We start from the raw sequence: 15,323 nt of genomic DNA, 5'->3' as shown, positions 1-15,323 counted from the left end.
AACCCCATGGCCCGCAAGCTCGTCCTGCTGACCTACAACATCAAGCCCGGTGTCCCGCTGGAGGAGTACGCCGAGTACACGCGGACGGTCGACTACCCCGTCTTCCGGCAGCACCCGGGCATCCAGAACTACGCCAACTACGTGGTGCGGCAGAACGCGCGCGGGCAGGAGTGGTTCCGGCACTTCGACCTCATGTTCGTCGACGACCTCGACGCGTTCCACGCGGGCGGCCGGCTCCACCACGGCGACCCGGCGGTGCTGGCGCACGCGGCGACGTGGCGGGAGAAGTGGGGCCAGGACCCGGAGACGGGCTGGCGCACGGACGTGAACATCACCTATGCCGACGAGATCTGGGGTTGACCGCCGCCCGTCGCGCGGTCACCCTCGCCGTCCTGATCGGGGCGGGCTACATGTTCCCGCTCTACCTGGTCGGGGCGGTCGGCGTGGCGGTACGGGCGGACCTCGGCCTGTCGGCGACGCAGCTGGGCGCGGTCGTCTCCGTGTTCTTCGGCGTCGGCGCGGTGCTGCTGCCGGCAGGCGGCCGGATCGTCGACCGGATGGGCCCGCGCCTGTCCGCGCGGCTCGCCGTCGCGGGTGCCGCTGCCTGTCTGGCCGCGGTCGCGCTGCTCGGCGGGACCTACCCGGGGCTGCTGGTCGCGATGGCGGTCGGTGGCGTCGGGTCGACGGTCGCCGCACCGGTCGGCGGGATGATCATCGCCCGGGTCGTGCGGTCCGGGCGGCGGCCACTGGCCTTCGCGCTGGAACGCTCGTCGATCCCCGCGGCCACGCTGGTCGCCGGGATGTGCGTGCCCACGCTGGCGGCGGTCGTGCACTGGCGGGTCGTGTTCGGGATCGGCGCCGTGCTCGTGGCGCTGGTGCTCCTGCTGCCCGTCCCGGCCATGTCCGGGGCCGACCGGCGGCCCACCCAGGCGCCGCTGCGGCCGATCACGCCGTTGCTGCTGGTCACCGGGATGTTCTTCCTCGGGTCGGCGGCCGCGACCGCGCTCTCCACGTTCTTCGTCGGCCACGGCGTCGGCCTCGGGATGGCCGCGGGCACGGCCGGGGTGGCGCTGGCCGCCACGAGCGCCGTGACCATCGGTGTGCGGCTGCTGCTGGGGCTCCTCGGGGTCCGGGTGCCCGGCCGGGCCACCTCGGCCGCGCTGCTGCTGGCCGGGGCCGCCGGGTTCGCGTTGCTCGTGGTGCCCGCGGCACCAGCCGCGTGGGCGGGTGCGCTGCTCGCCGGGGGCGCGGGCTGGGGCTGGACAGGCGTGCTCGGGCTCGCCGTCGTGCAGTCCCACCCGGACGCGCCGGGCGCGTCGACGGCGCTGGTCCAGGCCGGTGGCTGCGCGGGCGGGATCGCCGGTCCGCTGCTCATGGGCGCGCTCACCGAGCGGTACGGCTACGGCGCCGGATGGCTCGCCATGGCGGTGTTCGCCGCGGTCGCGGGCCTGGTCGCGGCGGTCAACGGCGGCATCTGGCGATGGGTCTCACACACGGCACGGCCCACCGAGGTTGACCTTCATGCCGACCGCGACCTAACCTCTGAGCGGACCGGCGTTACACATAGCGGAACAAAGGGGGATTGATGCAGGACGGACCTCTCACCGGGGTGCGGGTGCTGGACGTCTCGACGATCCTCGCCGGCCCGCTGTGCTGCCGGATCCTCGGCGACCACGGCGCCGACGTGGTCAAGATCGAGCACCCGGAGGCCGGTGACGGCATGCGCGGCCACGGCGAGGCCAAGGACGGGATCCCGTTGTGGTGGAAGGAGATCTCCCGCAACAAGCGCACCGTCGGCCTGAAACTGTCCACACCCGACGGCGCGGACCTGCTGCTGCGCCTCGCGGCCACCGCCGACGTGCTCGTCGAGAACTTCCGCCCCGGCACCCTCGAGCGCTGGGGCATCGGGCCCGAGAAGCTGCACGAGGTCAACCCGGCGCTGGTGATCGTGCGGATCACCGGGTTCGGCCAGACCGGTCCGTACGCCTCGCGTGCCGGGTTCGGCACCCTCGCCGAGGCCATGAGCGGCTTCGCGCACCTCACCGGCGAGGCGGGTGGCCCGCCCACGCTGCCCGCGTTCGGGCTCGCCGACAGCATCTGCGGTGTCGCCGCGTCGTCGGCCGCGGTCATGGCGCTGTACGCCCGGGAGCGGAACGGCGGCCGCGGCGAGGTCATCGACATGAACCTCCTGGAGCCGATCATGGACGCGGTCGGCCCCGGCCCGATGGTCTACGACCAGCTCGGGATCGTGGGGGAGCGGCACGGCAACCGGTCCACCAACAACGCGCCCCGGAACACCTACCGCACCAAGGACGGCCGCTGGCTCGCCGTGTCCACGAGCGCGCAGCGGATCGCCGAGCGGGTCATGGAGCTGGTCGGGCACCCCGAGGTCATCGCCGAGCCGTGGTTCGCCACCGGGCTCGGCCGCGCCGGGCACGCCGACCTGCTCGACGAGTACGTGGGCGGCTGGATCGCCGAACGCACCGAGGCCGAGGTGACCGCCGCGTTCGCCGACGCGGGCGCCGCGATCGCCCCGGTCTACAGCGCACGCGACCTCGTCGAGGACGAGCACGTCCGCACCACCGGGATGCTGACCACCGCGGAGGACGAGGACTTCGGTCCGCTGCTGATGCACAACGTGATGTGGCGGGCCGAGCGCGCGCCCGGCCGGATCCGGTTCACCGGCCGGGCGCTGGGCGCCGACACCGACGAGGTACTGGGGGAACTGGGAGTGGACGCGGACGAGCTGGCGCGCTTGCGCGCGGAGCGGGTGGTGGCCTGATGACTACCGAAGCACTGTTGACCGCCGTCGAGAGTGGACTGACCATCCACGACCTCGGCCGTGAGCTGCGGGTCGGGATGCCGCAGTCGCCCAACCACCCGGCGTTCTGGCACGCGTTGCCCCGCCGCCACGGCGACATGGTCCGCGCCGACGGCGGGTCGGCCGCCAACGACATGATCACCATGGGCACGCACGTCGGCACCCACATCGACGCGTTCGCCCACGTCTCGCACAACGGCAAGCTCGTCGACGGCTCCGACGCGTTCGAGGCCGGGCGCGGCGGCAAGTTCGTCGAGCTGGGCGCGCACACCATCAAGCCGATGGTCCGCCGCGGCGTGCTGCTGGACGTGCCCGCCGCGCTGGGGGTGCGGGAGGGCTGCGCCGCGGGCTACGAGATCACGCCCGCCGACCTGGAGGCCGCCGAGAAGCGGCAGGACACGGCGGTGCGTCCCGGTGACGTGGTGCTGGTCCGCAGCGGCTGGGGCCGGCTGTTCGACGACCCGGACCCCTCGGTGTACCAGGGGAAGACCACCGGCGTGCCCGGTGTGTCGGAGGCGGGCGCGGTCTGGCTCGCCGACCGGGGCGCGCACGCCGTCGGCGCCGACACCATCGCCTTCGAGCGCCTCGCGCCCGGTGCTGGGCACGCGAGCCTGCCCGCGCACCGCGTGCTGCTCGTCGAACGCGGCGTCTACATCATCGAGGCGCTCGACCTGGAAGGCGTCGCCGCGGCCGGCGTGCACGAGTTCCTGTTCGTGCTGTCGCCGCTGCCCCTGTTCGGCGCGACGGGCTCCCCGGTCCGGCCGCTCGCGGTGGTGGGGGCATGACCGCGGTGCGGATCGACCGGGAGACGCCCACCCTCGCGCAGCGGCTCGCGTCCTTCGCCGCGCGGACCTACGCCGACGGGCCACCGGCCGACGTCGTCGCCAGCGTGCGGCAGCGCGTGCTCGACGTGCTCGGGCTGTGCGTGGCCGCGCAGGCGCTGCCGACCAGCCGGGCGATCCTCGCGCACGCCGCCGAGCAGGGCGGGCGGCAGCAGGCGAGCGCCATCGGGCTCGCCGAGCGCGTGCCCGCCGCGAGCGCCGCGTTCGTCAACGGCGTGCTCGCCCACTCGCTGGACTACGACGACACGCACCTCCCGTCGGTGCTGCACCCCAGCGCGAGCGTCGTCCCGGCGGCCCTGGCCGCGGCCGAGGCCGCGGGCGCCTCCGGCAGGAACACCGTGGCCGCCATCGCCGTCGGCCTCGAGATCGCGGTCCGGCTCGGCATGGCCGGCTACGACCGGGACCTCGGCAACTCCGTCTACTTCGAACACGGCCAGCACGCCACGTCCATCTGCGGCGCCATGGGCGCGGCGGCCGCCGCGGCGCTGCTGGCGGGGCTCGGCGAGGAGGGGGTGCTGCACGCGCTCGGCGTCACCGCGTCCTTCGCGTCCGGGGTGATCGAGGCCAACCGCACCGGCGGCACGGTCAAGCGGCTGCACTGCGGGTGGGCCGCCCAGTCCGCGGTCACCGCCGCCGGGCTGGTGCGCCGCGGGTTCACCGGGCCGCCGACCGTCCTCGAGGGCCGGTTCGGCTTCTTCCAGGCGTTCCTGCGCGACCAGACCGACCTCGACCAGGTCGCGGCCGGGCTGGGCGAGGAGTGGGCGGTGCCCGGGATCTTCTTCAAGCCCTACCCGGCCAACCACTTCACCCACACCGCGATCGACGCGGGCGCCGAGTTGCGTGCCCGGGGCGTGCCGGTCGACGACATCGAGGCGATCGAGCTGCGCGTGCCCACCGCGGTGATCCGCACGATCGGCCAGCCGATCGAGACCAAACGTGCCCCGGAAACGGGGTACCAGGCCCAGTTCAGCGGCCCGTACGCCGTGGTGACCGGGCTGCTCGGCGGGTCGGGCCTCGGCGCCGGGCTCGCCGACTTCACCGACGCGCTCGCCGCCGACCCGGCCCGGCGCGCCCTGATGGCGAAGGTGACCGTCGTGGGCGACGCCCGCTGCGACGCCATCTTCCCCAACCAGTTCCCCGCGATCGTCACCGTGCGCACCGCCGACGGTCGCGCGCACACGGCCGAGGCGCTCGCCAACCGGGGCGGGCCGCGGCGGCCGCTGTCCGAGGCGGAGCTGGCCAGGAAGTTCGCCGACAACGTCGCGGGCCGCCTCGCCCCCGTCACCGCGGCGACCGTGCGGGAGCTGGCGCTGAGCCTCGACTCGGTCGCCGACCTCGCCGTGCTGCTGCGCCCCCTCACCCTTCTCGAGACACCGGGAGACGACCATGACTGACCAGCTCGACCTCCTCGTCACCAACGTCAAGGTCGTCCACCACGACCGGCCCGAAGCCCAGCGCGCCGACATCGGCGTCGTCGATGGCACGATCGTGCGGGTCGCGCCCGGCATCGACCCGGCGTCCGCGAAGTCCGTCGTGGACGGTGGCGGCAAGCTCGCGTTCCCCGGTGTCGTGGACGCCCACCAGCACTGGGGCATCTACAACCCGCTGCCGGTCGACGCCGCGTCCGAGAGCCGGGCCTGCGCGCAGGGCGGTGTCACGTCCGCGCTGAACTACATGCGGACCGGCCAGTACTACCTCAACAAGGGCGGCGCGTACGCCGACGTGTTCCCCGAGGTGCTCGCGCTGACCGAGGGCAAGGCCTACGTCGACTACGCCTACCACCTCGCGCCGATGATGCGCGAGCACATCAACGAGATCCCCGCGCTGGTCGAGCAGCACGGCGTCACCTCGTTCAAGGTGTTCATGTTCTACGGGAGCCACGGCCTGCACGGCCGGTCCGCCGACCAGAACTCGTTCCTGATGATCCCCGATGGCGAGCGGTACGACTACGCGCACTTCGAGTTCGTGATGCGCGGCATCCAGGCCGCCCGCGAGCAGTTCCCCGAGCTGGCCGACGAGATCTCGCTGTCGCTGCACTGCGAGACCGCGGAGATCATGACCGCGTACACCAAGCTGGTCGAGGAGGAGGGCACGCTCACCGGCCTCGCCGCCTACAGCGCGTCCCGTCCGCAGCACTCCGAGGGCCTGGCGGTGTCGATCGCGTCCTACCTGGCGCACGAGACCGGCCTGCCGACCATCAACCTGCTGCACCTGTCGTCGGCGAAGGCCATGGACGCGGCGCTGCGGATGGCGACGGCGTTCCCGCACATCCGGTTCCGCCGCGAGGTCACCGTCGGGCACCTGCTCGCCGACATCGACACCGCGTCCGGGCTCGGCGCCAAGGTCAACCCGCCGATCCGGCCGCGGGCCGACGTCGAGGCCCTCTGGCAGCACGTGCTCGCAGGCGAGGTCGACTGGGTGGTGTCGGACCACGCGTGCTGCCGCGACGAGCAGAAGTTCGGCGACCCGCGCGACAACGTGTTCCTCGCCAAGTCCGGCTTCGGCGGCGCCGAGTACCTGCTGCCGGGGCTCGTGACCGAGGGCACCAAGCGCGGCCTGCCGCTCGGCGAGATCGCCAAGCTGACCGCGTGGCACCCGGCCACCCGGTTCGGGTTGCGGACCAAGGGCGCCATCGGCGTGGGCTTCGACGCGGACATCGCGCTGGTCGACCCGAACGTCGACTGGACCGTCCGCGCCGCCGACTCGGAGTCCACACAGGAGTACACGCCGTTCGAGGGCTTCTCGATGACCGCGGCCGTGACCGACACGTTCGTCCGCGGCCACCGGGTGCTCGAGTCCGGCAAGGTCGTCGGCGAACCGGTCGGCCGGTACCTCAAGCGGCCGACGGGGGCATGACCGGGCACATGACCGCGCGCAGCTACCTCTACGTTCCCGGCGACCAGCCGCGCCTGCTCGCGGGCGCGGCGGGCCGGGGCGCGGACACGCTGATCGCCGACCTGGAGGACGCCGTCGCCGTGCCGAACAAGGGGGCGGCGCGATCGGCGGTCGCGTCCTACCTGGACACCGCGACCGCGTGGGTGCGCGTCAACGCGGACACCCTCGCCGAGGACCTGGCGGCGATCGCGGACCGGCCGGGACTCGCCGGCGTGGTCGTGCCGAAGGCCGAGCCCGCCGTGTTGTCCGAAGTGGACGTGCTGTTAGGGTCGCGGGAGGTGCCGGTGCTGGCACTCGTGGAGACCGCGCGCGGACTGCGCCATCTGCACGCGGTGGCCGAGTCGCCTCGCGTGGTCCGCCTCGGGCTGGGGGAGGCGGACCTCGCGGGGGAGCTGCACCTGCGGCCCGGCCCCGACCGCGAGGAGCTGTGGCCGATCCGGTCGGCCGTCGTCGTCGCGTCGGCCGCGGCCGGGCTCGCACCGCCCGTCGGCCCGGTCCACACCGCGGTCCGCGACCTCGCCGACCTGCGCCGCACCACGGAACTCTTGCTGCGGCAGGGCTTCCGCGCCCGCACCGCGATCACCCCGGCCCAGCTGGCCACGATCAACGCGGTCTTCACCCCGTCCGCCGAGGAGGTCGAGCAGGCGCGCGCGACCGTGGCCCTGCTGTCCCCGGGCACGGGCGTCGCCGTGGACGCCGACGGCCGGATGGTCGACGAGGCCGTCGTCCGCTCCGCGCGCGAGGTGCTCGCCCGGTCAGCGGGTCTCCAGGAACCGTGACGGCCCGGGGCGGGTCAGCGCGGTGCGGACGCCGTGCGCCTCGCCCAGGGTCGAGCCGTGCGGGCAGCTCCGGCAACCCGCCGGGCACGCCCACCGGCCCGAGCCCCTCGGCCGACCGTCCACACAGCATGGTTCCCCCAGGCGGGATGCCGAACCGGCGGATCAGCGAGGCGGCCGGCGCGACTGGATCGGCTGCCTGGTGCGCCCGATGGCCGAGCACCTCGAGTCCGCCGGCAGCCCGACGTGGTTCGCCCGGTTCGGCGCGCAGGTCATGACCGACCCCGCGCTGCGGCCGATCATGGTCGGGGCGAGCGAGCCCAGGCCGACGGCACCCCGAGCCCGAGAACCACGTGGCGGGACGCCGCCGACGGACGCGTCGACGGACGCGTCGACGGACTCGTCGGCCTGTGGCGAGCACCGGTCACGAACCACGCCGCGCACCGCGGACCACGGTGACGAGCGTGGCCCGCCCCGCGATGAACACCGCGCTGGGGTTCGCCGCGTGAGTGCCCCCGACTCTGTGTGACGTTCGAGTACGCACAGTGCTGGGGGCTGCCGCTCACTCCTCTTTCAGCGAAAGGGCCTGGCTGGGGCAGAGGTCGACGGCCTCCCGCACGTTCGCGAGGGTGTCGCCGTCGACCTCGTCGATCATCAGCACCACCGTGCCGTCCTCGTCGCTCTGGTCGAACACGGACGGCTCGGTGAGCGCGCACTGGCCCGCGCCCACGCAGCGCGCGGTGTCCGTGACGATTCGCATGACTCCGTACCTCCAGTCACTCACGGGAACCCTGACGACCGTACGCGGTGTGACTTGACTCTCGCTCTCAAGGTGTCACGAAACTCGCCGGATTTCTGTCCACACACCGGAGAAAGGGGACCGAACATGACAACTCGGATCGTGGTTCTCGGCGCCGGCTACTCGGGGCAGGTCGCGGCGCAGGCGGCGGCGCGGGCCAAGGACGTCGCGGTGACACTCGTCAACGACCGGGACCGGTTCGTCGAGCGGGTGCGGCTGCACCAGGTCGCCGCGGGCGAGGACGTGCGGGAACGGCCGCTGTCGGAGCTGGTCGAGGGCACCGGCATCCGCCTCGTCGTCGACCGCGCCACCGCCGTCGACACCGACGGCAAGGCGGTCGTGCTGGCGGGCGGGGAGCGGGTGCCGTACGACACGCTGGTCTACGCGCTGGGCAGCCGCATGGACCTCGCGGCCGTGCCGGGTGCCGCCGAGCACGCCCACACGGTGGCCGTGGCCGAGGAGGCCGAGCGGCTGCGGGCCCGGCTGCGCGACGGGGACGTGGTCACGGTCGTCGGCGGGGGACTGACCGGCATCGAGGCCGCCACCGAGCTGGCCGAGCAGCGCCCGGACCTGAAGGTCCGCCTGGTGACCGCCGGGGTGCTCGGCGCGGCCCTGTCGGAGAAGGCACGCAGGCACCTGCGCCGCGCCTTCGCCCGGCTCGGCATCGAGGTCCGCGACGACGTGGCCGTCGCCGAGGTGCTGGCCGACGGCGTGGTCCTGGCGGGCGGCGAGCGCGTCCCGTCCGACGTGGTGGTGTGGACCACCGGCTTCACCGTGCCCGCGCTCGCGAAGGACGCCGGGTTCGCGGTGGACGCCCACGGCCGGATGATCGTCGACGAGACGCTGCGGTCGACGTCCCACCCGGACGTCTACGGCGTCGGCGACGCGGCGGCCGTGCGCAAGCCGGGCGGACAGGAGCTGCGGATGGCCTGCGCCACCGGTCTGCCCGCGGCACAGCAGGCGGTCCGCGCGCTCCTCGCGCGCCGCGACGGGCGGGCGGCGAAGCCGTTCCGGTTCCGGTACGTGAACCAGTGCATCAGCCTCGGCCGCCGGGACGGGCTCATCCAGTTCGTCGACGCCGACGACCGGCCGAAGGAGGCCGTGCTGACCGGTCGCCTCGCCGCCCTGTACAAGGAGGTCGTCGTGCGCAGCGCGGCGGCCGTCCAACGCCACCCGTCGATCCCGACGACCTTCTGACCGCCGCTGCTCACGCTAGGCTGCGGTGGCCGCCGTCGAGAGCAGGGGAGAGAGCATTGCGGGAGATCGCCGTATTCGGGGGCAGCGCTCATCCCGAGCTGGCGGCCGAGATCTGCGACCACCTCGAGGTGCCGCTGCGCCCGGTGCGGGTGAAGCGGTTCGCCAACGACTGCATCGAGGTGCAGCTCCAGGCGAACTGCCGCGAACGCGACGTGTTCCTGATCCAGCCGCTCGTCGCGCCGGTGCAGGAGAACCTCGTCGAGCTGCTGCTGATGCTCGACGCCGCGCGTGGCGCGTCGGCGGCACGCACGACGGTCGTCATGCCGCACTACGCCTACGCGCGATCGGACAAGAAGGACGCCCCCAGGATCTCCATCGGCGGCAGGCTCGTCGCGGACCTGCTCGTGGCCGCGGGCGCGAGCAGGGTGCTCGCGATGACGCTGCACTCACCGCAGGTGCACGGGTTCTTCAGCGTGCCCGTCGACCACCTGCACGCGTTGCGGGAGCTGGCCGGGTACTTCCGGCGCTACGACCTGTCGAACACGATCGTGGTGTCCCCGGACCTCGGCAACGCCAAGGAGGCCTCGCACTTCGCGCGGCTGCTCGGGGTGCCGGTCGCGGCGGGGGCCAAACAGCGGTTCACCGACGACCGGGTGGAGATCACCTCGATCATCGGTGACGTGACCGGCCGCGACGTGATCGTCCTCGACGACGAGATCGCGAAGGGCAGCACGGTCATCGAGCTGCTGTCGAAACTGCGCGAACGGGACGTCCGGTCCGTCCGGGTCGCCTGCACGCACGGTCTTTTCGCGGCCGGAGCGCTCGGCCGGATCGGTGGTCATGCGGACGTCACCGAGATCGTCTGCACCAACACCGTTCCGATCGCCGAGCGCTCCGACAAGCTGACGGTCCTCTCCGTGGCGCCCGCGCTGGCCGAGGCCATGCGCCGGATCCACAACGGCGAGTCCGTGAGCGCCTTGTTCGACGCGCCTACCGCGGCGGGTACTGCTGCTGCTGCCGGTTGACGACCGCCGTGGCGCTTTCCCCCGTGTAGGCAGGGCTTTCGGTCGGCTCCGGCACGTACGTGCCCTGTGCGCGCAACGCGGCCTCGTGCGCCTTGCGCCGCGCCTCGCGCTCGGCTGACGTGTATTCCTCGTACTCCTCGCGGTCACGGATCCTGGCCAGCGCGGACACCGCGATCCAGTGCGCGATCCCGAGCACGATCAGGATGATCCCCAGGCGCACCACGACACTCTGGAGCTGGGAGTCGTCGCCCGGCACGTCGATCGTGGAGATCAACGCCAGGACGCCCAGCGTGCCGAGGTGGAACAGCACCGACACGAGCTTCGTCAGTGACTCCGCGGGAGCGTTGGGGGTGGCCTGCTGCAGGAATCGACGGCCGTTGCGGTAGATGATCTGCCCGTCGATCAGGACCAGCACGGTGCCGATGACGAGGAACGCCACATAGCTGCTGCTGTCCATGGCTTGCACCTCTCGTTCCGGTGTACGCCCGCCGGGTACCCGCACGCAACTTGCAGGAAACCGGCTGAATGGTGCGTTTACCAGGGGATCGGCCGGGTAGCTCACGAGGTGGGGCAACACATCACAGAAAGGCGTGTCATGCTTCCTCTGATTCTGGTGCTGTTATTGGTCCTCGTCCTGTTCGGTTTCGGGTTCGCGGTGAAGGCCCTGTGGATCGTCGCGGGCGTGCTGCTCGTGCTGTGGCTCCTCGGCTTCGTCCTGCGTCGCCCGGTCGGCGGTGGTACGGGTCGCTGGTACCGCTGGTAGAGGAGGAACTCGTGTGCCGCGGTGGCGGCCGGGGCGCGTCCCCGGCCGCCACCGGCGCGTCCGGGGACGTTTGAGGACCCGCGCGCGCGGGCACCCGGTCGGGGAACCACGGCCGAGCCCGAGGAGAACAGCGATGCGCAGCGAGGACCCGGAAGCGCAGGCCACCGCACACCAGCTCGTCCACTGCGTCCTGGAGGCCGATCCCGTCGGTCTGACCGAGACACTGGAGACCGTGGCGGCGCACCCCGAGGGCGAGCTGCGCCCCTACGTGCGGGAGATCGTCGCCGAGCTGATCAACGTGGCGACCACGGCGGTGCGGCACAGCGCGGGCCCGCTGCGGGACCGCGCCGCGTTCGCGATCGACCTGCGCGACGACGACAACGACCGCGTCGGCATCGACGACCTGGAACCCCCGGTGCGCGCGACGATCAGGGCGATGCTCGCCGAGCTGAACAACAGCCCGGACGACGCGTCGTTCCAGCTGGACCTGGCCGTGCGCGGGGTCGACCACCGCACCGGTCTCGACACCGTGCGCCGCGCGCTGACGATGACCATCGGGTTGCTGCACTGGAGTGAGCAGCCGGAGCGACTGGAGGCGGCAATGGTGGAACCCACGGGCAACGAGGCGGACCTGCTCGAGCAGCAGCTGGCCCTGACCGACGACGAACCCGGCCTCGAGCCGGTGGGCGACACGACGGAGGCCGACCCGGCCGACGTCCAGGAGCAGCAGCGCGTCGTCCCCGAGAGCGAGGACGACGAACGCTGAGCACGTGACCGCGGGCCCCGCCGGACCGGTCCGGCGGGGCCCGCGGTCGTCTCACGCGCGCCAGACGGTCCCGCGCCGCTCGTGTTCGAGGACGCCCTCGACACCCACGGCCATGTCCGGGCCGAACTCGCGTTCCACGAGCCACAGCGCCTCGTCGATGCCGGAGGTGACACCGCCGGCGGTGACCACCGTGCCCGCGTCGACCACGCGGGCCTTCTTGATGATCCCGCCCTCGGCCGCGAGCCGCTCCTTGGCGAGGTTGTGGGTGGTGCACGGGCGGTTCTTCGTCAGCCCGGCCGCCGACATCAGCATCACGCCGACGCACACCCCGGCGATGATCCGCCTGCCGTCGTGCGCGTCCGCGAGCGCGCGCGGGATGACACCGCGGGCGATCTCCACGTGCGTGCCCGGCGCCGACGGGTCCCGCCAGCCGCCGCCCGGCACGACGACGATGTCCGCCTCGCGCGGCCGCCAGCGGTGCTCGACCACCATCTTCGCGCCGCGGTTCATCGTGATGACCCGCGGCTCGTCGACGGTCACGTACTTCACGTCGATCTTCGCGTCGTAGTAGACCCGCGCGATGTCGAACACCTCGGCCGGGCCGATCGAGTCGACCTCCTCGACCCCGTCGTACATCATGATCTGCACGCGTAACGTGGTCGCCCTGCTGCGCCCGGCGGCCGTCGCGGCGGCGACGGTCGACGGCCCGACGAGCCCGGCGACCGCGGCGGCGGTGGCGGCACCCATCGTGGAGCGGAGCAGTTCGCGGCGGTTCATTTCCTTACCTCGCAAGGGATCCGACGGCAGGGTCGCATCCCAAACTAACCGCGGCGCCGCCGCCCGCCCCGGAAACGTGGAAACCACACGGCCGATTGGTGAGGAGCTCCCGCCCGGGGCACTGAAAAGTTCAGGCCGGCGCCAGCACGATGTCGAAGCGGACGCGTGACCACGTCCGGTCGCCGAGGTCGCGGCCGTCCGGGGCCGGGGTGCCCGGCTCCTGCCGGACGAAGTCCCTGACGAGGGAGTCCCGCACGCCGAACACCGAGTCGCGGGTCAGGTACTCGTCGCCGCGGACGAAGACGTGCGTCACCAGCGTCCGCTTGCCCTCCGCGCGCACCAGGAAGTGCAGGTGCGCGGCACGCATGGGGGAGCGGCCCGCCGCGGCGAGCAGCGCGCCGACGGGACCGTCGTGCGGGATCGGGTACGGCGTCGGGGTGAGCGCCCAGAACCGGTAGCCGCCGTCGGCGCCGGTGTACAGGTGGCCGCGGCCCGCCGTGCGGTCGTCGTCGTACTGGACGTCGTAGAACCCGTCCTCGTCGGCTTCCCACACCTCGACGAGCGCGCCCGCCACCGGGTTCCCGTCGGTGCCGGTGACCGTGCCCTCGACCCAGCACGGCTCGCCCGCGCCGCCGCCCGCGATGTCGCCGCCAGGCGGGATCTCCGGTGAGCCCTCGACGAAGAACGGGCCGAACACGGTCGCCTCGGTGGCGTTCCCGTAGGCCTCGTTGTTGATGGCGATGGTCTGCATCGACGCGCCGAGCACGTCGGACAGGAGGATGAACTCCTGACGCCGGTCGTCGGTGATGTGGCCGGTGGCGGTGAGGAACCCGATCGCGGCCCGCCACTCGTCCTCGGTGAGCCGCACCTCGCGCAGGAACGCGTGCAGGTGCCGGGTCAGCGCCTGCAGCACGGTCCGCACCCGGGGGTCGGCCGCGCCGCCGAACGACGCGACGACCTCGTCGGTCAGCCGCTGTTCCCGCGCGTCCTGTTCCGTCATCGGCCCTCCCAGGCGGCGTGCAGCAGCGCGGTCATGTCGTCGGCCGTCACCGGTCGCGGGTTGCCCGCCGGCACCGCGGGCAGGATCACCTCGACGGCGGACGGGATGGCCGACTCGGCGAAACCGAGGTCCCGCAGTGCCTTCGGCGCGTCGAGCAGGTCCAGCAGCACCGGCAGCGACATGTCGAGCGCGTCCGCGATCCGGCGGGCCGCGTCCGGGGCGGCGGGCCCGTTGAACGCGAGCACGTGCGGCAGCACCACCGCGTGGGTCTGCGCGTGCGGCAGGCCGAACATCCCGCCGAGGACGTGGCAGATCTTGTGGTGCAGCCCGGAACCGGCGGACGCGAACGCCACCGCCGCCAGGTAGGCCGCGTACAGCGCGTGCTCGCGGCCCGCCAGGTCACCCGGATCGGCGACGACCATCGGCAGCCCGGTGCGCAGCGCGCGGATCCCCGCCAGCGCGAGCGCCTGGTCGACCGGGTCGGTGCGCGGCGCCCACATCGAGTCCACGCAGTGCGCGAGCGCGTTCACCCCGGACGCGACGCTCAGCGGCACCGGCAGCGACGTGGTCAGCTCGGCGTCGTACACGATCGCCCGCGGCAGCACCCGCGGGTCGGTGCCGGTCGTCTTGCGCGCGCCCTCGGTCAGGCCCCACACGTCCGTGGCCTCCGACCCGGCGTACGTGGTCGGGACCGCCACGACCGGCAGCCCCGTGGTGAGCGCGACCGCCTTCGCCAGCCCGGTCGCCGAGCCGCCGCCGATGCTGACCAGCGCGTCGGCCTCGTGGTCGGCCGCCGCCCGGCGGGCCCGCTCGGCGACCTCGACCGGCACGTGCATGGCGACGTCGTCGTACCGCAGCGCGACCGGCAGCCCCGCGGTGATCCGGTCGGCCGCCGCCGTCGCGGACGCCGTGGTGATCACCATGACCCTGGCCGCGCCGAGCAGCGCGACCTCCTCGGCCAGTGCGGCGGCGGCGCCACCGGAACCGAACCGCACCCGCTGAGGCCGGGTCTCGTGGACGAACCGGATGCTCATCGGCCCAGTATCGCCGTCACGGCGGCACCCGGCGCCGCTGGTGGATGCTCTCGTGCGGTGACACGTCGGCGAGCACCTCCGCCGTCCACGGTGCCGCGCGGCTCAGTCCTGCGGTGTCTCGAACCGCGCGAGCCAGGTCGTGAGCAGGGCCTCCAGCGCGGCCGCGTCCTCGGGGGACAGTCCGTCGAGCAGGCGGCGCTCGTTGCGCATGTGCTCGGTGAACGCGGTGTCGATCAGCTCCCGGCCCGCCTGCGTGAGCGCGACGACCCGGCCGCGGCCGTCGGTGGTGCTGCGCCTGCGGGTGACGAGGCCGTCGCGTTCCAGGCGGTCGATGCGTTTGGTCATGGCGCCGGTCGTGACCATCGTGAACTGGGCGAGCTCGCCCGGCGCGCGTTCGAACGGCGGGCCCGCGCGGCGCAGCGTGGCGAGCACGTCGAACTCGCCCTCGCCGAGGCCGAAGCGGCGGTAGACCACGAGGAGCTGCTCGGTGAGGTGGTTCGCGAGGCGGTGCAGGCGGCCGATCACCCCCTGCGGGCTGACGTCGAGGTCGGGGCGCTCGCGCGCCCATTCGGCCTGGATGCGGGCGACGTGGTCTCGCGACATGCACCCAGTGTAGCTTCCGAGGAAG

General features: G+C 73.1%; 17 protein-coding genes and 1 pseudogene. 12 read left to right on the top strand and 6 right to left on the bottom strand.

Annotated features, from left to right (window positions below; translation table 11 throughout):
- The first annotated feature begins 6 nt into the window (after positions 1-6).
- The 8 genes and pseudogenes from ACYQ77_RS26470 to ACYQ77_RS26435 all read left to right on the top strand — a co-directional run.
- Positions 7-360, top strand: a complete 354-nt coding sequence (locus ACYQ77_RS26470; protein WP_459715916.1) for a hypothetical protein — start codon at positions 7-9, stop codon at positions 358-360.
- Positions 357-1,586, top strand: a complete 1,230-nt coding sequence (locus tag ACYQ77_RS26465) for an MFS transporter (RefSeq protein WP_459715914.1) — start codon at positions 357-359, stop codon at positions 1,584-1,586. Before ACYQ77_RS26470 ends, ACYQ77_RS26465 begins: the two co-directional genes overlap by 4 nt.
- Complete coding sequence (locus ACYQ77_RS26460; RefSeq protein WP_459715913.1) at positions 1,586-2,782, top strand: CaiB/BaiF CoA transferase family protein; 1,197 nt, start codon at positions 1,586-1,588, stop codon at positions 2,780-2,782. Before ACYQ77_RS26465 ends, ACYQ77_RS26460 begins: the two co-directional genes overlap by 1 nt.
- Positions 2,782-3,606 carry a cyclase family protein gene (locus ACYQ77_RS26455; RefSeq protein ID WP_459715911.1) on the top strand — a complete coding sequence of 275 codons (825 nt, stop codon included), beginning with the start codon at positions 2,782-2,784 and terminating at the stop codon, positions 3,604-3,606. The genes ACYQ77_RS26460 and ACYQ77_RS26455 overlap by 1 nt, the downstream gene beginning before the upstream one ends.
- Positions 3,603-5,057 carry an MmgE/PrpD family protein gene (locus tag ACYQ77_RS26450; RefSeq protein ID WP_459715909.1) on the top strand — a complete coding sequence of 485 codons (1,455 nt, stop codon included), beginning with the start codon at positions 3,603-3,605 and terminating at the stop codon, positions 5,055-5,057. The genes ACYQ77_RS26455 and ACYQ77_RS26450 overlap by 4 nt, the downstream gene beginning before the upstream one ends.
- Entirely contained in the window at positions 5,050-6,519 is a 1,470-nt protein-coding gene (locus tag ACYQ77_RS26445) for a dihydroorotase (RefSeq protein ID WP_459715907.1), read from the top strand. The genes ACYQ77_RS26450 and ACYQ77_RS26445 overlap by 8 nt, the downstream gene beginning before the upstream one ends.
- A gap of 8 nt (positions 6,520-6,527) precedes the next feature.
- Positions 6,528-7,337: an HpcH/HpaI aldolase/citrate lyase family protein gene (locus tag ACYQ77_RS26440; protein ID WP_459715906.1), complete on the top strand. Its 810-nt coding sequence runs from the start codon at positions 6,528-6,530 to the stop codon at positions 7,335-7,337.
- Between the two features lie 178 nt (positions 7,338-7,515).
- Positions 7,516-7,793: pseudogene (locus ACYQ77_RS26435) on the top strand (TetR family transcriptional regulator); the annotation flags it as partial.
- Positions 7,794-7,896: 103 nt separating this feature from the next.
- Here ACYQ77_RS26435 and ACYQ77_RS26430 read toward each other — a convergent pair.
- Positions 7,897-8,094 carry a ferredoxin gene (locus ACYQ77_RS26430; RefSeq protein WP_459715905.1) on the bottom strand — a complete coding sequence of 66 codons (198 nt, stop codon included), beginning with the start codon at positions 8,092-8,094 and terminating at the stop codon, positions 7,897-7,899.
- Positions 8,095-8,220: 126 nt separating this feature from the next.
- Between ACYQ77_RS26430 and ACYQ77_RS26425 the strand changes: the two genes are divergently transcribed.
- A complete protein-coding gene (locus ACYQ77_RS26425; protein ID WP_459715903.1) occupies positions 8,221-9,330 on the top strand; it encodes an NAD(P)/FAD-dependent oxidoreductase in 1,110 nt (369 codons plus the stop codon).
- Positions 9,331-9,386: 56 nt separating this feature from the next.
- Positions 9,387-10,355: a ribose-phosphate diphosphokinase gene (locus ACYQ77_RS26420; RefSeq protein WP_459715902.1), complete on the top strand. Its 969-nt coding sequence runs from the start codon at positions 9,387-9,389 to the stop codon at positions 10,353-10,355.
- Here ACYQ77_RS26420 and ACYQ77_RS26415 read toward each other — a convergent pair.
- Positions 10,321-10,812, bottom strand: coding sequence for a hypothetical protein (locus ACYQ77_RS26415; RefSeq protein ID WP_459715899.1), 492 nt, complete (start codon positions 10,810-10,812; stop codon positions 10,321-10,323). The genes ACYQ77_RS26420 and ACYQ77_RS26415 overlap by 35 nt on opposite strands.
- 138 nt (positions 10,813-10,950) lie before the next feature.
- Here ACYQ77_RS26415 and ACYQ77_RS26410 point away from each other — a divergent pair, with 138 nt between their 5' ends.
- Both ACYQ77_RS26410 and ACYQ77_RS26405 read left to right on the top strand, forming a co-directional pair.
- Positions 10,951-11,118 carry a hydrophobic protein gene (locus tag ACYQ77_RS26410; protein WP_184809515.1) on the top strand — a complete coding sequence of 56 codons (168 nt, stop codon included), beginning with the start codon at positions 10,951-10,953 and terminating at the stop codon, positions 11,116-11,118.
- Positions 11,119-11,251: 133 nt separating this feature from the next.
- Complete coding sequence (locus ACYQ77_RS26405; RefSeq protein ID WP_459715897.1) at positions 11,252-11,884, top strand: hypothetical protein; 633 nt, start codon at positions 11,252-11,254, stop codon at positions 11,882-11,884.
- Between the two features lie 51 nt (positions 11,885-11,935).
- Here the strand turns inward: ACYQ77_RS26405 and ACYQ77_RS26400 are convergent, their stop codons facing one another.
- The 4 genes from ACYQ77_RS26400 to ACYQ77_RS26385 form a co-directional block, all read right to left on the bottom strand.
- Positions 11,936-12,661 (bottom strand): DJ-1/PfpI family protein, encoded by a 726-nt coding sequence (locus tag ACYQ77_RS26400; protein WP_459715895.1) that lies wholly within the window; start codon positions 12,659-12,661, stop codon positions 11,936-11,938.
- Positions 12,662-12,791: 130 nt separating this feature from the next.
- Entirely contained in the window at positions 12,792-13,661 is an 870-nt protein-coding gene (locus ACYQ77_RS26395; protein WP_459715894.1) for a dioxygenase family protein, read from the bottom strand.
- The gene (locus ACYQ77_RS26390; protein WP_459715892.1) at positions 13,658-14,695 is read right to left on the bottom strand and encodes a maleylacetate reductase; all 1,038 of its coding nucleotides are present in this window, start codon (positions 14,693-14,695) and stop codon (positions 13,658-13,660) included. The genes ACYQ77_RS26395 and ACYQ77_RS26390 overlap by 4 nt, the downstream gene beginning before the upstream one ends.
- A gap of 102 nt (positions 14,696-14,797) precedes the next feature.
- Positions 14,798-15,298, bottom strand: coding sequence for a MarR family winged helix-turn-helix transcriptional regulator (locus ACYQ77_RS26385; RefSeq protein WP_459715890.1), 501 nt, complete (start codon positions 15,296-15,298; stop codon positions 14,798-14,800).
- Positions 15,299-15,323: the final 25 nt, after the last annotated feature.

It is taken from the genome of Actinophytocola sp. KF-1 (assembly GCF_054661535.1).
The sequence above is the reverse complement of the archived record's forward strand: the minus strand, read 5'-3'. Positions and strand labels throughout refer to the sequence as shown.

Bases quoted from the DNA above. Each gene is read 5' to 3' on its own strand.
- ACYQ77_RS26445 (WP_459715907.1), top strand. From the start codon at position 5,050: ATGACTGACCAGCTCGACCTCCTCGTCACCAACGTCAAGGTCGTCCAC.
- ACYQ77_RS26400 (WP_459715895.1), bottom strand. From the start codon at position 12,661: ATGAACCGCCGCGAACTGCTCCGCTCCACGATGGGTGCCGCCACCGCC.
- ACYQ77_RS26455 (WP_459715911.1), top strand. From the start codon at position 2,782: ATGACTACCGAAGCACTGTTGACCGCCGTCGAGAGTGGACTGACCATC.
- ACYQ77_RS26395 (WP_459715894.1), bottom strand. From the start codon at position 13,661: ATGACGGAACAGGACGCGCGGGAACAGCGGCTGACCGACGAGGTCGTC.
- ACYQ77_RS26450 (WP_459715909.1), top strand. From the start codon at position 3,603: ATGACCGCGGTGCGGATCGACCGGGAGACGCCCACCCTCGCGCAGCGG.
- ACYQ77_RS26405 (WP_459715897.1), top strand. From the start codon at position 11,252: ATGCGCAGCGAGGACCCGGAAGCGCAGGCCACCGCACACCAGCTCGTC.
- ACYQ77_RS26390 (WP_459715892.1), bottom strand. From the start codon at position 14,695: ATGAGCATCCGGTTCGTCCACGAGACCCGGCCTCAGCGGGTGCGGTTC.
- ACYQ77_RS26425 (WP_459715903.1), top strand. From the start codon at position 8,221: ATGACAACTCGGATCGTGGTTCTCGGCGCCGGCTACTCGGGGCAGGTC.
- ACYQ77_RS26430 (WP_459715905.1), bottom strand. From the start codon at position 8,094: ATGCGAATCGTCACGGACACCGCGCGCTGCGTGGGCGCGGGCCAGTGC.
- ACYQ77_RS26460 (WP_459715913.1), top strand. From the start codon at position 1,586: ATGCAGGACGGACCTCTCACCGGGGTGCGGGTGCTGGACGTCTCGACG.
- ACYQ77_RS26470 (WP_459715916.1), top strand. From the start codon at position 7: ATGGCCCGCAAGCTCGTCCTGCTGACCTACAACATCAAGCCCGGTGTC.
- ACYQ77_RS26415 (WP_459715899.1), bottom strand. From the start codon at position 10,812: ATGGACAGCAGCAGCTATGTGGCGTTCCTCGTCATCGGCACCGTGCTG.
- ACYQ77_RS26385 (WP_459715890.1), bottom strand. From the start codon at position 15,298: ATGTCGCGAGACCACGTCGCCCGCATCCAGGCCGAATGGGCGCGCGAG.
- ACYQ77_RS26440 (WP_459715906.1), top strand. From the start codon at position 6,528: ATGACCGCGCGCAGCTACCTCTACGTTCCCGGCGACCAGCCGCGCCTG.
- ACYQ77_RS26410 (WP_184809515.1), top strand. From the start codon at position 10,951: ATGCTTCCTCTGATTCTGGTGCTGTTATTGGTCCTCGTCCTGTTCGGT.